The 17,428-nt window shown below is 47.3% G+C and carries 21 protein-coding genes; 13 read left to right on the forward strand and 8 right to left on the reverse strand.

Features of this window, described 5'->3' with window-relative positions; translation table 11 throughout:
* The first annotated feature begins 118 nt into the window (after positions 1–118).
* From NOM72_RS11860 to NOM72_RS11880, 5 genes are read left to right on the forward strand one after another with little or no spacing between them, the layout of a single operon-like run.
* A complete protein-coding gene (locus tag NOM72_RS11860) occupies positions 119–346 on the forward strand; it encodes a hypothetical protein (protein ID WP_255999224.1) in 228 nt (75 codons plus the stop codon).
* Positions 336–857, forward strand: a complete 522-nt coding sequence (locus NOM72_RS11865; protein WP_133208251.1) for an NfeD family membrane protein — start codon at positions 336–338, stop codon at positions 855–857. The genes NOM72_RS11860 and NOM72_RS11865 overlap by 11 nt, the downstream gene beginning before the upstream one ends.
* A complete protein-coding gene (locus NOM72_RS11870) occupies positions 854–2,374 on the forward strand; it encodes a flotillin lipid rafts scaffold protein FloT (protein ID WP_023466783.1) in 1,521 nt (506 codons plus the stop codon). Before NOM72_RS11865 ends, NOM72_RS11870 begins: the two co-directional genes overlap by 4 nt.
* Positions 2,374–2,784, forward strand: coding sequence for a hypothetical protein (locus NOM72_RS11875; RefSeq protein ID WP_255999225.1), 411 nt, complete (start codon positions 2,374–2,376; stop codon positions 2,782–2,784). Before NOM72_RS11870 ends, NOM72_RS11875 begins: the two co-directional genes overlap by 1 nt.
* Entirely contained in the window at positions 2,777–2,992 is a 216-nt protein-coding gene (locus NOM72_RS11880; RefSeq protein WP_255999226.1) for a hypothetical protein, read from the forward strand. Before NOM72_RS11875 ends, NOM72_RS11880 begins: the two co-directional genes overlap by 8 nt.
* 67 nt (positions 2,993–3,059) lie before the next feature.
* Here the strand turns inward: NOM72_RS11880 and NOM72_RS11885 are convergent, their stop codons facing one another.
* Positions 3,060–3,908, reverse strand: coding sequence for a DegV family protein (locus tag NOM72_RS11885; protein WP_255999227.1), 849 nt, complete (start codon positions 3,906–3,908; stop codon positions 3,060–3,062).
* Positions 3,909–3,924: 16 nt separating this feature from the next.
* The gene (lipL, locus tag NOM72_RS11890; RefSeq protein WP_023466786.1) at positions 3,925–4,746 is read right to left on the reverse strand and encodes an octanoyl-[GcvH]:protein N-octanoyltransferase; all 822 of its coding nucleotides are present in this window, start codon (positions 4,744–4,746) and stop codon (positions 3,925–3,927) included.
* A 145-nt stretch (positions 4,747–4,891) separates the two neighbouring features.
* Between lipL and NOM72_RS11895 the strand changes: the two genes are divergently transcribed.
* From NOM72_RS11895 to NOM72_RS11905, 3 genes are all read left to right on the forward strand, one after another.
* Positions 4,892–6,199: an HD domain-containing protein gene (locus tag NOM72_RS11895; RefSeq protein WP_023466787.1), complete on the forward strand. Its 1,308-nt coding sequence runs from the start codon at positions 4,892–4,894 to the stop codon at positions 6,197–6,199.
* Entirely contained in the window at positions 6,196–7,053 is an 858-nt protein-coding gene (locus tag NOM72_RS11900; RefSeq protein WP_255999228.1) for a phosphotransferase family protein, read from the forward strand. The genes NOM72_RS11895 and NOM72_RS11900 overlap by 4 nt, the downstream gene beginning before the upstream one ends.
* A 122-nt stretch (positions 7,054–7,175) precedes the next feature.
* Positions 7,176–8,354 carry a NupC/NupG family nucleoside CNT transporter gene (locus NOM72_RS11905; protein WP_023466789.1) on the forward strand — a complete coding sequence of 393 codons (1,179 nt, stop codon included), beginning with the start codon at positions 7,176–7,178 and terminating at the stop codon, positions 8,352–8,354.
* A 54-nt stretch (positions 8,355–8,408) separates the two neighbouring features.
* On the opposite strand, the gene NOM72_RS11910 is transcribed toward NOM72_RS11905, so the two are convergent.
* Together NOM72_RS11910 and NOM72_RS11915 are read right to left on the reverse strand one after the other, a co-directional pair.
* Positions 8,409–9,053, reverse strand: a complete 645-nt coding sequence (locus tag NOM72_RS11910; RefSeq protein WP_255999229.1) for an NAD(P)-dependent oxidoreductase — start codon at positions 9,051–9,053, stop codon at positions 8,409–8,411.
* Positions 9,054–9,125: 72 nt separating this feature from the next.
* The gene (locus tag NOM72_RS11915) at positions 9,126–9,311 is read right to left on the reverse strand and encodes a 2-hydroxymuconate tautomerase (protein ID WP_023466792.1); all 186 of its coding nucleotides are present in this window, start codon (positions 9,309–9,311) and stop codon (positions 9,126–9,128) included.
* 168 nt (positions 9,312–9,479) lie between these two features.
* On the opposite strand from NOM72_RS11915, the gene NOM72_RS11920 reads away from it, so the two are divergent.
* The gene (locus NOM72_RS11920) at positions 9,480–10,004 is read left to right on the forward strand and encodes a hypothetical protein (RefSeq protein WP_023466793.1); all 525 of its coding nucleotides are present in this window, start codon (positions 9,480–9,482) and stop codon (positions 10,002–10,004) included.
* Between the two features lie 65 nt (positions 10,005–10,069).
* Complete coding sequence (locus NOM72_RS11925) at positions 10,070–10,564, forward strand: YwhD family protein (protein WP_023466794.1); 495 nt, start codon at positions 10,070–10,072, stop codon at positions 10,562–10,564.
* 35 nt (positions 10,565–10,599) lie between these two features.
* On the opposite strand, the gene NOM72_RS11930 is transcribed toward NOM72_RS11925, so the two are convergent.
* Positions 10,600–11,445, reverse strand: coding sequence for a metallophosphoesterase (locus NOM72_RS11930; RefSeq protein WP_023466795.1), 846 nt, complete (start codon positions 11,443–11,445; stop codon positions 10,600–10,602).
* A 90-nt stretch (positions 11,446–11,535) separates the two neighbouring features.
* Positions 11,536–13,092 (reverse strand): BCCT family transporter, encoded by a 1,557-nt coding sequence (locus NOM72_RS11935; protein ID WP_035399263.1) that lies wholly within the window; start codon positions 13,090–13,092, stop codon positions 11,536–11,538.
* A 377-nt stretch (positions 13,093–13,469) separates the two neighbouring features.
* Between NOM72_RS11935 and NOM72_RS11940 the strand changes: the two genes are divergently transcribed.
* The 3 genes from NOM72_RS11940 (at position 13,470) to speB (ending at position 16,115) form a co-directional block, all read left to right on the forward strand.
* Complete coding sequence (locus NOM72_RS11940; protein ID WP_035399166.1) at positions 13,470–14,141, forward strand: NAD(P)H-dependent oxidoreductase; 672 nt, start codon at positions 13,470–13,472, stop codon at positions 14,139–14,141.
* Positions 14,142–14,285: 144 nt separating this feature from the next.
* The gene (gene speE / locus NOM72_RS11945) at positions 14,286–15,128 is read left to right on the forward strand and encodes a polyamine aminopropyltransferase (protein ID WP_023466799.1); all 843 of its coding nucleotides are present in this window, start codon (positions 14,286–14,288) and stop codon (positions 15,126–15,128) included.
* A gap of 114 nt (positions 15,129–15,242) precedes the next feature.
* Positions 15,243–16,115, forward strand: a complete 873-nt coding sequence (gene speB / locus NOM72_RS11950) for an agmatinase (protein ID WP_023466800.1) — start codon at positions 15,243–15,245, stop codon at positions 16,113–16,115.
* A gap of 45 nt (positions 16,116–16,160) precedes the next feature.
* Here the strand turns inward: speB and NOM72_RS11955 are convergent, their stop codons facing one another.
* Together NOM72_RS11955 and NOM72_RS11960 are read right to left on the reverse strand one after the other, a co-directional pair.
* Positions 16,161–16,754, reverse strand: coding sequence for a LysE family translocator (locus NOM72_RS11955; RefSeq protein ID WP_023466802.1), 594 nt, complete (start codon positions 16,752–16,754; stop codon positions 16,161–16,163).
* On the reverse strand, positions 16,754–17,212 hold the full coding sequence (locus NOM72_RS11960; RefSeq protein ID WP_023466803.1) for an Lrp/AsnC family transcriptional regulator: 459 nt from the start codon (positions 17,210–17,212) through the stop codon (positions 16,754–16,756). The genes NOM72_RS11955 and NOM72_RS11960 overlap by 1 nt, the downstream gene beginning before the upstream one ends.
* Positions 17,213–17,428 lie beyond the last annotated feature (216 nt).

The following is a 17,428-nucleotide window of genomic DNA, read 5'->3' on the forward strand; positions in this document are numbered from 1 at the left end:
GGGATGAACGTTTTTTTCTTTTAGTGAAAGGAAAATAAATGGAATTCATTTTGAAACATTTTCTAAAAAATAAGCGTAGAAGAGAAAGAAAGCCAGTACTTCAGAAAGGAGTGGAGCGATGAAACAGGAGTTGCAGCGTGAACGAGAACCGTCGATTGAGGCAAGATTAGCACGTCATTTTGCCGCACAGAAAAAATACTTACGCCGTCAAGAAGAGGCAATCGATCAACGAGACAAAGAATTGGCTCGTTTATTGTTTGAGGAAAACCGGACTGCTTATCAAAGGGCTTACCACGAACTGTATGGCTCACATACTTACATCGAGGTGAACGAAGATGGACGTTAGTACACTTTATTTATATGCGTTAGCGGCCGCTGCTTGTGGTGTGTTTGTGTCTATCCTATTCTCAGACGTCATTCCAGGCGTCGACCAAATCTTTCATCCCACGTTGATCTTATCTTTTGTCATCATCACGTCAGCGATCGGATTCGGACTCGAACAGCTCAGTCCGCTTCGTTCGATGTTGATTTTAATCATCAGCAGTGTGATTGCGATATTAGTGACGACGCTGATGCATATCTTTTTATTCGTTCCGATGGCACAAGCCGAACAGTCGCTTGGATTTTCGGAACAGATGCTAGAAGGTCGCAGCGCAACCGTCATCGTGCCGATTCCGACTGAAGGATATGGTGAAATCTTACTTGATGACGTCTCAGGACGCGTATCAAAGTCAGCCGTTCTGTTTGAAGGACCTGCCTTACCACAAGGCACGAAGGTGCTCATCATCGAAATCAAACAAGGCGTCGCGTCTGTCGTGACGTACCCCCAACAATGGAAAAAGGAGATGTTTACATGAATCCAGTGTTAATCGTATCAATCGTCGCGGTCGCGTTGATTGTTGCATTGATCGTCCTATTCATTACGAAGTACCGAACAGTTGGTCCGGAAGAAGCGTTGATCGTATCGGGTAGTTATCTCGGAGGACGCAACGTCAATACCGATGAGTCCGGCAACCGAGTGAAGATTATTCGCGGCGGCGGAACATTCGTGTTACCTGTCTTCCAACAAGCGACACCACTGAGCTTGTTATCGAGTAAACTCGAAGTCACGACACCCGAAGTCTATACGGAGCAAGGTGTACCGGTCATGGCAGACGGTACAGCGATCATCAAGATCGGTAGCTCGATTTCTGAGATTGCGACGGCAGCGGAGCAGTTCCTCGGAAAATCAAAGGAGGAGCGAGAAGGCGAAGCACGTGAAGTCCTTGAAGGACACTTGCGTTCGATTCTCGGGTCGATGACCGTCGAAGAAATTTATAAGAACCGTGATAAGTTCTCACAAGAAGTCCAGCGGGTCGCGTCTCAAGACCTGGCGAAGATGGGACTCGTCATCGTTTCCTTTACGATCAAAGACGTCCGTGACAAGAACGGATACTTAGAATCACTCGGGAAACCGCGGATTGCACAGGTTCGCCGTGATGCGGACATCGCAACGGCAGACGCGGAAAAAGAGACACGCATCAAACGGGCGGAAGCTTCAAAAGATGCGAAAAAAGCAGAACTCGAACGTGCGACAGAAATCGCTGAAGCGGAAAAAGAAAATCAATTGAAGATGGCAGATTACCGCCGTGAACAAGATATCGCGAAGGCGAAAGCCGACCAAGCGTATGATCTTGAGAATGCACGCGCGCAACAAGAAGTCACCGAGCAACAGATGCAAATCAAAATCATCGAGCGTCAAAAACAAATCGAGCTCGAAGAACGCGAAATCCTCCGTCGTGAGAAACAATATGATGCGGAAGTCAAAAAACGCGCCGATGCCGATCGGTACTCGATTGAGCAAGCTGCCCAAGCGGACCGTGCGAAGCAATATGCGGAAGCAGATGCAACGAAATACCGGATCGAGGCATCGGCAAAAGCAGATGCAGAACGAATTCGTCTGGATGGTCTTGCGAAAGCGGACGCTGAGCGGGCGCAAGGGGAAACAGAAGCGGAGATCATTCGTTTGAAAGGTCTTGCGGAAGCAGAAGCAAAAGAAAAAATCGCGCAGGCGTTCGAACAATTCGGACAAGCAGCGATTCTCGACATGGTCATTCGGATGATGCCAGAGTACGCGAAAGAGATTGCAGCACCACTCGGCAACATCGATAAAATTACAGTCGTTGATACAGGTAGTGGTGAAGGTGGCGGTGCGAACCGTGTCACCGGTTACGCAACGGATTTGATGGCGTCACTGCAAGAAACGTTAAAAGCGTCGTCAGGATTAGATGTCAAAGAGTTGATCGAGAACTTCTCCGGTAAAGGAACAGCAAAACCGTTGACGGTCAACTTGAATTCCCATGATGCGGTGGCAGCGTCGAAAACAGAAGACTGATGGCAATCCGCGTCTTATTGATTGTGTTCGCACTCCTGCTTTTTCATGTCGCTTGGCCGCTTCCATGGTATGCACTGGCGGTACTAGGTGGCGTCATTGGAATCATCAAAGGGTACACATCGGATGACGGAATCGCGAATATATTTAACATGAAGAAGGTATCTTACTCACTTTACGATCGACAAACACGTCAGGAAGCCGTTCTCGCTTTGATGTGCAGTTTGTTGACGGTCGACTTCCCGTACTGGTTCGCTGGGGTGACGACAGGAATCACGTGGCGTGATGCCGGATATGTTGGTTTCGAAGTAGTGTCGACACTTCTGTTCGCTTACTTCTTATTCCGTTTCCTATGTCTGAATCTATTCCAACCGTTCTCGGTACCGGAAAGAAGGGAGCAAAGAAATGGATAGTTTATTTCTACTGCAAGATCGTTGGATGCTGTTGCTTCCGTTCCTCGTCGTCTTCTTGATCAACGTCGGGTTATTGACTGCCCTTCTTAAGAAGCGACGTGATTTACCGAAGCTGTTAGTCTTCGGAATGAGTGGGATGGCGATCGTGTTCATCGTCTCTTCGCTTGGATTAAGCATGGCACTGCTGTTCTTCGGATATAATTCATAAAAAACGGGGCAGACTCTAAACAGAGTCTGTCCCGTTTTGTCGTACTATAAGATAAGGATGAATGCCATTAACGTGGAAGGTCATACCCAATGACGACGAGTCCCGGTCCAGTATGTGAACCGATGGCTGCGCCAGCGATCGTCAAGATGACTTCGCTTGGTGAAAAATGAGCTTCAATCAATTGTTTTAATTGTTCTGCCCGTTCAATCGAATCCCCGTGCCCAATCATGATCCGATGTCCGTCGATCGCTGGACGTGCTTCTTCCATCCACTCGACAATCCGGTTCATGACTTTTTTCTGACCACGGATTTTTTCTTTTGGAATCAACTTCCCGTCTTCGACTGTCAACAGTGGCAAGATCGATAAGAGACCACCAATGAAGGCGCTAGCTCGCGAAACGCGTCCACCGCGCATCAAATATTCGAGTGATTCGACTGTAAACAGATGACGAATCGTATTCACCTTGGCTTCAGCGTAAGCCACTGTTTCTTCAAACGAATGCGTCTTTGCATACTCTGCGACGTCGAGAACGAACAATCCTTGTCCCGTTGAAGCGGTTTTCGTATCGAGTACGAGATAAGGAACGTTCGGATATTTTTCAGCGAGTTCCTCTGCTAGCATCTTCGCGGTTTGAAATGTTCCCGATAATTCGCTCGAGAAGGCGAGGTAGAGGAAGGGATCCCCTTGTTCGAAGTGACGCGTGAACACCTCGACCATCCGGCTGACTTCTGCTTGGAATGTCTTTGGTGCTGCACCGTCACGCATCTTATCATACAGTTGTTTTGGAGATATCGATTCTCCGTCGAAGAACGTGTCTTCGTCGATCAATACGCCGAATGGCATGACCGTAAAATCATAAGCATCTAACATGTCTTTTGGTGCATCAGCACCACTATCTGTGATCAATCGGATCATCACGTTCTCTCCTTTCTTAACCTAGGGCTTTTTCGTTTCGATCAAGCATCCGACTCAAGTTGACGCCGAAACGCTGATTCTCGAGTTCCGTCAAAGTTGCGGGCGTCAAATCAGCGCCGAGCGCAAGTAACGCTTCATATGCACGACGTAAGCACTCCTCGACCGTCAAGGAAGTACCGAGCAGTTCCTCAAGTGACGCCATCGTTTCCGGAACGACAGTCGGATAGACGAATTTCGTCGTCTCACCTTGAAGCGCTGCCGCGTAAAAGTCACGGACTAAAGCGGCGCGTTGACTTCCGCTTCCATTGACACAAAGATAGATTTGAACGGCAACTCCTCCACGAACACGACGCTGGGAGATACCAGCGAATTTTTTACCGGCAATCGATAAGTCATAAGAACCGGGACAATACGATCCGACGACTTCACCAGCGACGATCGCGTCCGTTTCTTGTGCGAACATGCGGCGAACGAGCGCAAGCATCGCTTCATAACCGCTGTCGATATCAATCCCACCGCGTTCCGGTAAGACGAGTGAAATATTCAAGACACCGGCGTCGAGGACGACGGCAAGACCACCTGAGTTACGAACGACGGGCGAGAAACCATGTTCATGCAGAACGGCTACACCGTCAGCAAGATGAGGAAGACGGGCATCCTGGATGCCGAGGACGACGGTTTCGTGGTGAATCCAAGAGCGGAGTGCGGCTCCTTCTGTTGCAACGGAGGCACATAATGTGTCGTCCATCGCAAACGATTGTGTCGCATGGAAAGCAGTTCCGAGTGACGTTTGATCAAAAATACGATAATGTTCTTGTTTTAAGAGTTCGATTCCCATAGGCTCGTTCCTTTATTGTAGATTTGCGACATCATTATAGCACAGGGTGTGTAAAGTTTCTGTGCGAAGCGCCGCGCGAGACAGGAATCCTTGGAAACAAAACCGAACAACAACGACATAGACTCGATTTAAAGGAGAGAAACATATGTATCAATCATTAGGACAATTAAAGGAAACGAAGGTCTTCAAAGATCCTGTTCATCGCTATATCTATGTCAGTGATCAGTTAATTTGGCAACTGATCGGTACACGTGAATTTCAGCGACTACGCCGGATCAAGCAACTGGGAACATCATTTTTGACGTTTCATGGAGCAGAGCACACACGGTTCCATCATTCGCTCGGTGTCTATGAAATCACGCGCCAACTGATCGATGTATTCAACGGTCGTGCCGATTGGGACGATCAGTACCGGGAGTTGACGCTGGCTGCGGCACTCTTACACGATGTCGGACACGGTCCGTTTTCGCACGCATTCGAGAACGTCTTCGGTGTTAACCACGAGACGTGGACAGAGCGGATCATCCTCGGGGATACGGAAATCAAGAAAGTCCTCGACCAAGTCGGAGACGGATTTGCGGAAGAAGTAGCGTCTATCATCAACAAGACGCATCCGAATCAACTGCTCGTCACGATGATCAGCTCACAACTTGACGTCGACCGGATGGATTACTTATTACGCGATGCGCACTTTGCCGGTGTCAGCTACGGAAAATTCGATCTCGAGCGGATGCTTCGGGTATTGCGTCCTGCCCATAATCAGATGGTTGTCAAACAATCAGGGATGCATTCGATCGAAGACTACATCATGCGAAGGTATCAGATGTATTGGCAAGTCTACCTGCATCCGGTAACACGGTCGAGTGATTACCTATTAAAGGCTATTCTTGAGCGGGCGCAGGAGTTGTACCTGTCCGCATATCCGTTTGCGATTGCACCGATTCATTTGATGCCGCTATTTGATCAGAAGATGGAGTTGCGTGATTTCCTTGGGCTCGATGAGACGATCGTCTACTTTTACTTTCAGCAGTGGGCGAACGAGCAGGATCCAATCCTTGCTGATCTCTCGAGGCGATTCGTTGACCGAAAGTTGTTCAAGTATGTCGATTATCCGGCTGAAAAGCGTGAACTCGTCCACGATAAGTTGTGTGAGTTGTTTGAAGCAATCGGCTTGAATCCGACGTATTATCTGCTTGAAGATAAACTCAGTCGTCTTCCTTACGATTTATATGGAGATAACGGTGAAATTAGTAAGCAACCGATCATGTTACAGATGAAGGATGGGCAGATGAAAGAGATTTCGCAAGTTTCACCACTCGTTCAAGCCATCGCGACGTCACGCCAGACGGATGAGAAGCTGTTCTTCCCGCAAGAAATTTTGCACGACTTGCGCGAACATGCGAATGAGAAGATGCAGATCGACCAGTTATTGATTGGTAGTGTGACATCATGATATCGTCCGCTGTCCTTACGAAAATCTTGCAACAGCTTGGACAGGAGGGAGGAGAGGTCGAAGTCTTAAAAGGCGCGACATCCTCCCTTGTTTTTCGGGTCGGTGAGGGAATTCTTCGTGTCCATACGAATCAAGACTGGCTACATGAGGAGCCGGATCTTGTCTTGCACGAGGTGTTTGCGTTACAAGCAGCAGGTGACTTAGCACCAGATGTGTTGGACTATCAAACTGATGTTAGAGACGAAGTACCGCCGTGGTTATATATGACGCGTTCACCGGGAGAGATCCGGCTTGATCAGGTGGATGAGCAGTATGTCGAACGATTGGCACAGATGCTCGCGGCAATCCATTCGCTACCGGTACCAGAATCTCGATACGTCTATCAGCCGTATGCGACGGAACGTCACGTTCCGACGTGGACGCAGCATCCGGAGAGATGGCGTCAGCTACTGGCGGTCGAACCGGACGAAAGTCAAACGATCCGATTCATTCATCGGGATTTTCATCCGGTCAATGTGTTATACGAAATAAATGGAACGTGCCATACGATTGATTGGATTAATGCGTGTGTAGGTCCCATTGAAGTCGACCTTGCGCATTGTCGTTTGAATCTTGCCTTGCTTGAATCCATTGAGATGGCGGATCATTTTTTAAAAAGTTACCTCAAACAGACGAAACGTTCTTACGATCACGCGTGGGATATTCGGGCTGTTTTTGATTTTGGACCTGAAACGATCGACGTCTATCCGGGGTGGAAAGCATATGGAAGGCAAAACCTTAGTCAGGACAATGTTCGGGAACGCTTGGAAAAGTTTGTCTTGAAAGTCTATGAAAATAACGAAAGCGGTTACTAAATGAACTTTTCCTCTTGTAGTTCTTCGAAATATTGATTATTCTATTACTTGGAAAGAGATTAAACGTCAGACATCGTACGAATGTACAACTGATAAACAACTAATAGATAGAGGGGTACTTCATGAAATATCTTATCGCACTACTCGGACTGGCTATCGTTTTCGGCTTGGCACTCCTTGTCAGCAGTAACCGTAAAGGCATCAAATTGAAACCGCTTGCGGTCATGCTAGTTCTTCAGCTCGTACTTGGGTTCATTTTACTCAATACATCGTTCGGATATATCGTCATTCGTGGCGTCGCGAAAGTCTTTGAAAAACTGCTTAGTTATGCGGCAATCGGAATTGATTTCGTCTTCGGTGGTTTAGCGAACGAAGGCGCACAACCATTCTTCATCAATGTTTTGCTCCCGATCGTCTTCATCTCTGCTTTGATCGGGATTCTACAATTCACGAAGATTTTACCACTCTTAATGCGCGGTATCGGTTTCGTCCTATCAAAAGTCAACGGTATGGGACGTCTTGAGTCTTACAACGCGGTTGCTTCAGCTGCGATCGGACAATCAGAAGTATTCATCACAGTTAAAAAACAAATCGGTCAATTACCAGCAAACCGTCTCTACACATTGTGTGCGTCAGCGATGTCGACGGTTTCGATGTCGATCGTCGGTGCATACATGACGATGGTAGAACCGAAATATGTCGTTACAGCAATCGTATTGAACTTGTTCGGTGGTTTCATGATCGTCTCGATCATCAACCCATACACGGTTGATCCGGAAGAAGATATTCTTGAAATCGTCGAAGAAAAACAAACGTTCTTCGAAATGCTCGGCGAATACATCATGGATGGATTCAAAGTCGCAATCATCGTTGGTGCGATGTTGATCGGTTATAACGCCTTGATCGGTATGGTCAACGATATCTTCTTGATGGTTCTAAACATCTCGTTCCAAGAAATCCTCGGATACATCTTTGCACCGTTCGCTTTCATCATGGGTATTCCATGGGCGGAAGCTGTCAGTGCCGGTAGTGTCATGGCAACGAAATTGATCACGAACGAATTCGTTGCGATGTTGAGCCTTCCAGAATACTCAAAAGAATTCTCGGAACGCACACTCGGAATCGTTTCTGTCTTCTTGATCTCGTTTGCGAACTTCTCGTCAATCGGAATCATCGCTGGTGCGGTTAAAGGATTGAACGACCGCCAAGGAAGCGTTGCGGCTAGTTTTGGTCTGAAGTTACTCTACGGCGCAACACTCGTCAGTGTCTTGACGGCAATCGTCGTCAGCGTCTTGCTTTAAGAGATACACTTATAAAAGAGCAATGGATCATTGATCCATTGCTCTTTTTGTCTGTCATTTAGTCGTACCGTGCGACGCAATCCCGACACGGACGCGATGATGGGTTCCGTCACGGTAGACTTCAACGGCGAACTGCGCGACGTTTTCCCGGGGAATCGGTCCTGTCGGTGCAGTGAAGCGTGTCGCCTCGATCAACAGGTCGTCAGCAGCAAGTGCTTTGTCTTCCGTCAGTTGTGTTGGGCAGATGACGGTGAAGTCGACGTCTGCATCCTTTAAGGTCAAATAAGCTTTCAAGTGATCCTCTGCTGCAATCGTCGAGCGTCGACGGGACTCACTCGATTGGAAACGATACTTTCCTGGTTCTTCTGATGCATCGAGAATGCCTGCTGTACCGATGAAGACGATCCGTTCGATACCTACTTCCTTCATCTTCGTGACGAGATGTGGAATCGCTGTCGAGAGTACCTGCTGTTGATCGGTACCGAGACAACTGAAGACAGCGGTACTTCCTGCGAGTGCTTGTTCGAGATCATCTGGATTTGTCGCATCTCCCGTCAGGATATGAAGGCGATCATGGACGGGTAAGCCCGGTGACGTGGAACGTACGAGTGCACGAACGTCGTAGCCATCTTCTAATAATCGATCAATCAAAGGTCGACCCGTTCGACCGGTCGCACCAAGTACAGTAACAGTAGTCATAAGAATTCCTCCTTAGAGATCAAGTAGATGGGAAAAAGAGACGCACGGTAACGACCGGACGTCTCTTGTTGTTTATTTATCCGCGAACATGACGCCAGCTTGACCGTAATCTGTTTTTTCCATCTCTTCGATGAAGACCGTGATGTTTTCTTTAGGAGCATTCGTCGTTTCCGACACCGCTTCCGTGACTTTTTCAATCAAAGCGCGTTTTTGTTCGACTGTACGACCCGATAACATTTTAACCGTAACATATGGCATGACTTCATTTCCCCCTCTAGCATGATGACGATACGCCATCAGTATAGCGCATTCGATAGGGGATTCGTCAATTCGAACATCGTTTTCGAAAAAGAAGGGTATAAGGTAGGAGCTATTCTTGTCGGAAGCGAAGGTAGTCATACACATACGACAGAAAAGGAGAGACATATGGACGCAATCATACGGAAGAAGATTCATACGTTACTGATTTTTGATCGGGCGTTACCGGAAGATACGAATTATCCGTTGTCTGGTGCTAAAGGACTCGAAGTCGCAGATATCGTCTTTGAACAGAACATTCCATTCGGACGACTCGTAACGGATAAAGAACTCGCTCAACTGCTGAATCAAAAAGAAGCAAAGCGATACGGGATGTTGACGTTGCTTGAAGACGATGTACGTTTCAAACCGTTGTTTCAAAATCGAAAACCGACGGCTGACATGGAAGAAGAGGTCGAGGCGAAGGTACGCGAACTCGCGCATCAGTTACGTGCGATTCGGTCGCGGTGTTCTTCGCTGGAACGTCTCTTTTTGTTCGGTCGTGCGGCGCAAACCCTGTTTGACCGCGCTTTGCTTCATCTTGAAGAGGTCAATCCTCCGGCACATGAGGAAATTGCGTCCATGACGTGTTATCGTCTCCCGACGATTCGCCGAGCATCAGAGGAACAATTACAGTTACTTCGTTATGAGTGACTGGTTGCAGACACCTCGGAATACGGTATGATAGAAGCAACAGGATTAAAAGGGGACAAAACACGATGGAAAAAAAGATTAACTTTAATATCATTTCAGATAACTCTACAGACGGTCACGGAGGATTTGGTGTCGGGACACTTAGCTTAAATAGTATGTCACCCGTCATCATTTCTCCTGAAGACGGTGAAGCTTACATCGACATGGGTGCGATGCACGCGAAAGCAGCAATCGAGAAACGCGTCAAGTTCACGACGGATAAAGCCGATACGCCGAATGGCAAACTGTACTGGATCGTCTGGGTGACGGTCGGTCGTAAGCCAGAAGGATTCTATTACGGTGGTGTGGCTGCGTGCGATCTGCTAGTCGATGCGGAAGCGCGTCGCGGATTCAAGATTCTTGCTGATCACGTCAATAAGATGGATAAATCTCTTAAAGGACGGATTGTCGTCGATCATATGGATGAGCGTTCAAAAGAATTGTTACGTGATTTCTTGCAGACACACAAACCTGAGATGTGGGAAAATGCTGACGCTGCTTTACATGAAGCGTTGGTCTAAACAAAAGAACGTGTGCCGCGGCACACGTTCTTTTTTCATGGTCGTTTCAGCGTCAAGACGACGAGTTCTGGATGATTGAACAGACGAAACGGAAACAGGCTGTTTCCGAGACCACGACTGACGATCAGTTCGGTCTGCTGTTCCTGATAGCGACCTGCCGTCACGGTTGGAAAGAATCCTTGACCAGGCGCATACAGACCTTCCGTAAACGGCAGGCGGATCTGTCCGCCGTGGGCGTGACCGGATAAGACGAGATCAACGGAACGCTCGGCATACAAGGATTTATATTCCGGACGATGCGCAAGCAAAAGTCGAAACGCATCAGGTGATACGTCTTGCAATGCTTGATCGAGACTTTGACGAATGCCATCCGGTTCTGATAGCCCTTCGCGCCACCGTGTCGTCGTCGGGTCATCGATACCGATCAGCGAAATTGATTGACCTTGGTATTCGATGACACGTGATTGATTTCGGAGAACGGTGACACCCAGTTGCTCAAGCTTTGGCAAAATCGTTAGATTGAGCCGAACCTCATGATTCCCGGTGACGAAGTAGACCGGGTATCGATCAACGAGCGCTTTCATGAGTGTAAGGGCAGCTTCTTCACCGTTTCGCCTCGAGTCAATCAAATCGCCAGTCATGACGACGAGATCCGGCTTTTCGCGATCAATTTTCTTCAGTAGTCGTTCTTGTTCATTCCCGAACGCCTTGCCATGTAAATCTGCTACTTGGACGACACGATAACCATCAAATGCTTCCGGTAAGCGATTTGACGTAACCGTCACCTGTGAGACATCAATGATGTTATTTTCACGATATAAAAACCAGCTTCCTAATGCGAGGACGCTGAGGGATACTAACCAGCGTGTACGTTTTCGCATGAGCCACCTCATTTCTTTCTACTTTGCATAATTCAGGATAACAAAAAAGACCTCCTTCCGTATGCGACGGAAGGAGGAATTCAAAACGATTTAGGCATCTTGTTTTAAGTCTGTGACTTCTTTTTGCGCATCGGGTTCTTCCGATAAATCTTTGAACAGGGCGATGACCATCATTCCGACGACGAAGATGAACGGGAAGGCGGCTAGAACAGCTGCTGCCTGTAGGGCACTCAATCCTCCGGCATAAAGTAAGACGGCGGCGATTGAAGACTGGATGATACCCCAAGCAAGTTTGATGCGTAAGCTTGGCATGAGACTACCACCAGACGATAGCATACCGAGAACATATGTCGCGGAGTCAGCCGAAGTAATGAAGAACGTCGTAATCAAGAAGACAGCGACGATGCTAAGGAACGTGCCTAAGCCACCGAATGTTTCAAATAGAGCAAACATACCGGTTTCGACTCCTTTATCGTTGACCGTCGAGATCAGATCGACATTTTGGAACAATTCGTTCCAAATCGCTGATCCACCGAAGACAGAGAACCAAAGGAGACCAAAGATCGTTGGGACGAGCATAATCCCGATGACGAACTCACGAATCGTCCGTCCTTTCGAGACACGGGCGATGAACGTACCGACGAATGGTGACCAGGAAATCCACCATGCCCAGTAGAAGATCGTCCAATCGTTGATCCAGCCTCGTTCGTCTGGATTAAAGGCAGATGCCCGGAAACTCATGACCGGTAAGTTTTGCAAATAAGCACCTGTTGTTTGCACGAAGAGGTCCATGATGAAACTGAACGGTCCGAGGAACAGGACGCCGATCATCAACAGAACGGCGAGGACGATGTTGGCGTTACTGAGACGAACGATTCCTTTATCGAGTCCGGATGCCGCACTCATCATGTAAAGTACAGACACAACGACAATGATGATCATTTGTGTCAGGAAGGAGTTAGGAATACTACTCGTTAGGAAGTTCAATCCACCTGAGATTTGTTGTGCACCGAGACCGAGCGACGTCGCGACACCAAATGCTGTTGCGACGATGGCGAGTACTTCGACGGTACCTTTACCGGCAGAAGCATACCGAGGCTTCATCAATGAAGCGACAGTGTCACCAATCGTAGCTGGACGTCCTTTTCGGAATGTCGAGTAAGCGATAGCAAGCGCGACGATCGCGTATAATGCCCAAGGATGTAATCCCCAGTGGAAGAATGAATAGCGCATCGCGAGGCGTGCTGCTTCCGTTGGATCATCTGTTGCGACTGGCGGTGTATGAAAGTGCGTCAATGGCTCTGAGACACCCCAGAAGACAAGCCCGATTCCCATACCAGCACTGAAGAGCATAGCAAACCAAGAAATGAGACCATATTCAGGACGGTCCGAATCCTTACCGAGTCGAATCGAACCGAAGCGGGAAAAGATTAAAAAGATAGCAATGATTAAAAAAGCACTCATGCCGAGAAGATATAGCCAGCCAAATCCGTTAGAAACAAAGGATTGTGCTTTAGCTGTGACATTTCCGAGACTAGCTGCACCGATTAGGGATTCCGGTAAGATTCCCCATATGGTAAAGAGCACACAGAAAATGACGGATACCATAAAGACTTTTGTGATCTTACTTTTTCGATTATTTTCCATCGTGTTCAACACCTTCTTTCGAATTTTACATAGTTGTTCTGTATCAAATGATGGCAACGACATTATCATTACCCCGTCGATCCGATAACAAAACCTAATCACGCAGGGTACTACCGTAACAAACATTTGTGTGGAAAAGCAAATCGACCGGGAAATGAGAATAAAGAGATCAATGTTTTTCATGGAAGGATAAGCAAAAAAGATTGCAATCAAGCGTTTTTAAAATAATGTGGAAATAAAAAAAGGAAAACGTTAATACTATTATTTCCCGTTTCGTCTTAAAACTAACGTAAAGCTTGATGTGAGCAAATCAGAGGCGGTCTGAAATCAGATTTGATATAACAAAAGCAGTCATCATTTTGAAGGAGGCATTTCCAATGGAAAAACAACAACAAAAACAAGCGATTCTCGAAGCATTTCAATCTCGTCATGCGACCAAGACATTTAATGGTCAAATGATCCCAGAAGACGATTTTCGGTTCATTTTAGAAACGGCGCGTCTGTCACCGAGCTCGTTCGGATATGAGCCATGGAATATGCTCGTCATTCAAAATCCAGAAATCCGAGACGCATTAAAAGAAATCTCTTGGGGCGCACAAGGACAATTGCCGACAGCGAGTCACTTCGTCTTGTTCCTCGCCCGGACAGGAGAACAAATGCAGGCAAATGGTCCACATGTCACGCAGATGATGGATTTCCTTGGTCTATCCGAAGAAGCAAAGGCCGGACGGACGAAGCGTTATGGTCTGTTTTTAGAGGAGGATTTCGCGATTGGTGATAACCCAAAAGCGATGGAAGACTGGGCAGCAAAACAAGCCTATATCGCACTCGGAAACATGATGTCGACGGCAGCACAAATCGGTATCGATTCATGTCCAATCGAAGGATTCGACCAGCAAGCCGTCGAGCAATTACTCGTCGATCGTGGACTGCTCGATCGTTCTGTTTTCACGGTGCCGGTCATGGTCGCATTCGGTTACCGGGCAGACGAACCAAAACGTGATAAGCAACGTCGTCCACTTGATGAAATCGTGACGTTCGTCGAGTAAAGACAGAAGACAAAAATTTTCGAATTATATAGAAGTTTCTTTCGAAATTCGGTATACTCGCATTTGTATGATTAAGAAGCGCCGTAAACGCCACTCGCATACGAACAACTTTTGTCTTGATGAAAGAAAGGGGTTCTATCGCAAATGGAACAAAAATTAAAGTTATGGTTCACGGAACACCAAACGGAAGATTACGGTATCACATTCCGTGTCAACCACGTTTATGAGAGCGAACAAACGGAGTTTCAACGCCTAGAGATGGTTGAAACGGACGAGTTCGGTACGATGTTGTTACTTGACGGAATGGTCATGACGACAGATAAGGACGAGTTCGTTTACCACGAGATGGTCGCGCACGTCCCGTTGTTCACACACCCGAATCCAAAATCGGTTCTGGTCGTTGGTGGAGGAGACGGCGGAGTCATCCGTGAAGTCTTGAAACACCCGTCCGTCGAAAAAGCTGTTTTAGTTGAAATCGACGGAAAAGTCATCGAGTATTCGAAAAAATACCTCCCGAACATTGCAGGTGGATTGGACGATGCACGCGTCGAAGTCATCGTTGGGGATGGATTCATGCATATCGCAGAAGCAGAAAACGAGTATGATGTCATCATGGTCGACTCGACTGAACCAGTTGGTCCAGCGGTCAACTTGTTCACGAAAGGCTTCTACTCTGGTATTTCAAAAGCATTGAAAGAAGACGGTATTTTCGTCGCACAATCGGATAACCCATGGTTCACACCAGACTTGATCCGTGATGTCCAACGTGATGTTAAAGAAATCTTCCCAATCACGAAGCTCTACATCGCTAACGTTCCGACGTACCCAAGTGGTCTTTGGACGTTCACGATCGGATCAAAGAAACACGATCCGCTTGCTGTTGCACCAGAGCGTTTCCACGAGATCGACACGAAGTATTACACGCCTGAGCTTCACACGGCAGCTTTCGCACTTCCGAAATTCGTTAAAGATTTGACGAACGGCTGAGCTCAGTCACTATAGCACACATGAACAGAGCGGTTTCGATCTTCGAAATCGCTCTGTTGTCAGGTAAACAGACGTTTGTATCAGCAAACGGCAAATGAACAGGGGGAATGGATCATGCGTTTTGATGAAGCATATTCAGGAAAAGTCTTTATCGCGAGTCAACCGACTCACGAAGATGCAAAAGGAATTTTATACGGCATGCCGATGGACTGGACGGTCAGTTTCCGTCCGGGTTCACGATTTGGTCCGGCACGTATCCGTGAAGTATCTCTTGGTTTAGAAGAATATAGCCCGTACTTAGATGGTGACATCGCCGACGCGAAGTTGTTTGACGCGGGAGATATCCCGTTACCATTCGGGAATGCTCAAAAATCACTTGATATGATTGAAGAATACGTCGATTCGTTACTGACAGCAGGCAAGTTCCCGCTCGGTATGGGTGGCGAACATTTAGTCACGTGGCCAGTCGTCAAAGCGTTCGATAAACACTACGATGATTTCGTCGTGCTTCACTTTGATGCGCATACGGACTTACGCGATGAGTATGAAGGAGAGCCATTGTCGCACTCGACGCCACTTAAGAAAATCGCAAACTTGATCGGACCAGAGAACTGCTATTCATTCGGAATTCGTTCAGGTATGAAAGAAGAGTTCGAATGGGCGAAAACGTCAGGCTACAACCTCTTCAAATACGAGATCGTCGAGCCGCTTCGTCAAGTTCTTCCGACACTTGCCGGTAAAAAGGTCTATGTCACGATCGATATCGATGTTCTCGATCCGTCAGCAGCACCAGGGACAGGTACACAAGAAATCGGTGGAGTGACAACGAAGGAACTACTTGAAGTCGTTCATATGATCGCACGAGCAGACGTCGACGTCATCGGCGCGGATTTGGTAGAAGTATGCCCAGCGTACGATCAATCCGACATGACAGCGATCGCGGCAGCGAAAGTATTACGCGAAATGATGATTGGATTCATTAAATGAAAAAGCAAAAGAGACCGGACGTGATGTCGGTCTCTTTTGTTTTGTTTAGAGGAAGAATTGAATGATCCCGAACGCACCGAATCCGATGATTAGACTGGCAGACGTCCACTGGATGATACGTAAAGTGGGTGTCGCAAGCTGGTGCTTGAGCAGGTGTGTGATGTTCGCCAAGATGACCCACCAAGTGGCAGAACCGAGAAAAATACCGATTAGAAACAAAAAGGCATCCTGTCCGTTCGTCATCGTCAATTTAAATCGTGCGAACAACGCCAGGAATAGCGTGATCGTCATGGGGTTCAAGAACGTCAGGAGTAAGACGGATAGATAGCTACTTAACCGTGACGAGGCTGTATCGGAAATTGAGGCGGTCGAAGAAGCTTGAAACATCGACCAGCCGATGTAACACAAAAACAGACTGCCGATCAGTTGCATCCAGGATGCTTGGGTGAGTAAAGATTGGACGAGTGAAAAACCAGATAAGGCAAGCAATCCATAAGTAAAGTCTGCCGTTGCGGCTCCGAGTCCGGAAACAATTCCGGAAATTCGTCCATGTCGAAGAGTTCGTTGCATGCATAAGAGGCCAATCGGACCGACGGGGGCGGCTAAGGCAAACCCGATTCCAAAACCAGTCGTAAACATCAGTCGACCTCGGGTAACGGAAAATGAAGCGACTCCTTTTCCGTTCGCATGATGATCGTCGTTTTCGTCCGCAGGATACCTGCTAATTCTTTGATGTGGTAGGTGATGATTTCATCAAGTTGTTCTGTATCCCGACAACGGATTTTAAGTAGGTAATCATCGTCCCCGGCGACGTGATGGCATTCCAGTACATACTCAAGTTCTTGAATCCGTTTTAGAAATGGCGCTCGATGTTCCGGTCGCTCGAGTGAAACAGCGACGAATGCAGCAAGACGATAGTCAAAGGAGGAGGGGTCTAGAACCGTCGTCAACTGACGGATGATACCTTGCTCTTGTAAGCGTGCGACGCGCTCTGCAACAGCCGGTGCCGATAAGCCGATGTGTTGTGCAAGTGTTGACCATTTCATCCGGGCATCCCTTTTCAAAAAAGTAATAATTTTTAAATCGTAGGAATCCATAGGTTTTAACCTTCTTTTCTATTGTTATTTAAGATATTTTATTTCGAAAAGAAAGAAAAAGTCAATGTGTTTGTAGAACAAGTTCATAGCACACTGAAATCTTTACACATTTACGGCAGTATCTTAAGTTTAAGATGTCACCACGAAGGAAATGTTCTGAAGTGTAAGAACATTGGTTTGAGAGCGATGTACATTTGACAATCAGAAAGGTGGAAA

This window comes from Exiguobacterium sp. LL15 (assembly GCF_024436095.1).
GTDB classification, from domain to species: domain Bacteria; phylum Bacillota; class Bacilli; order Exiguobacteriales; family Exiguobacteriaceae; genus Exiguobacterium_A; species Exiguobacterium_A indicum.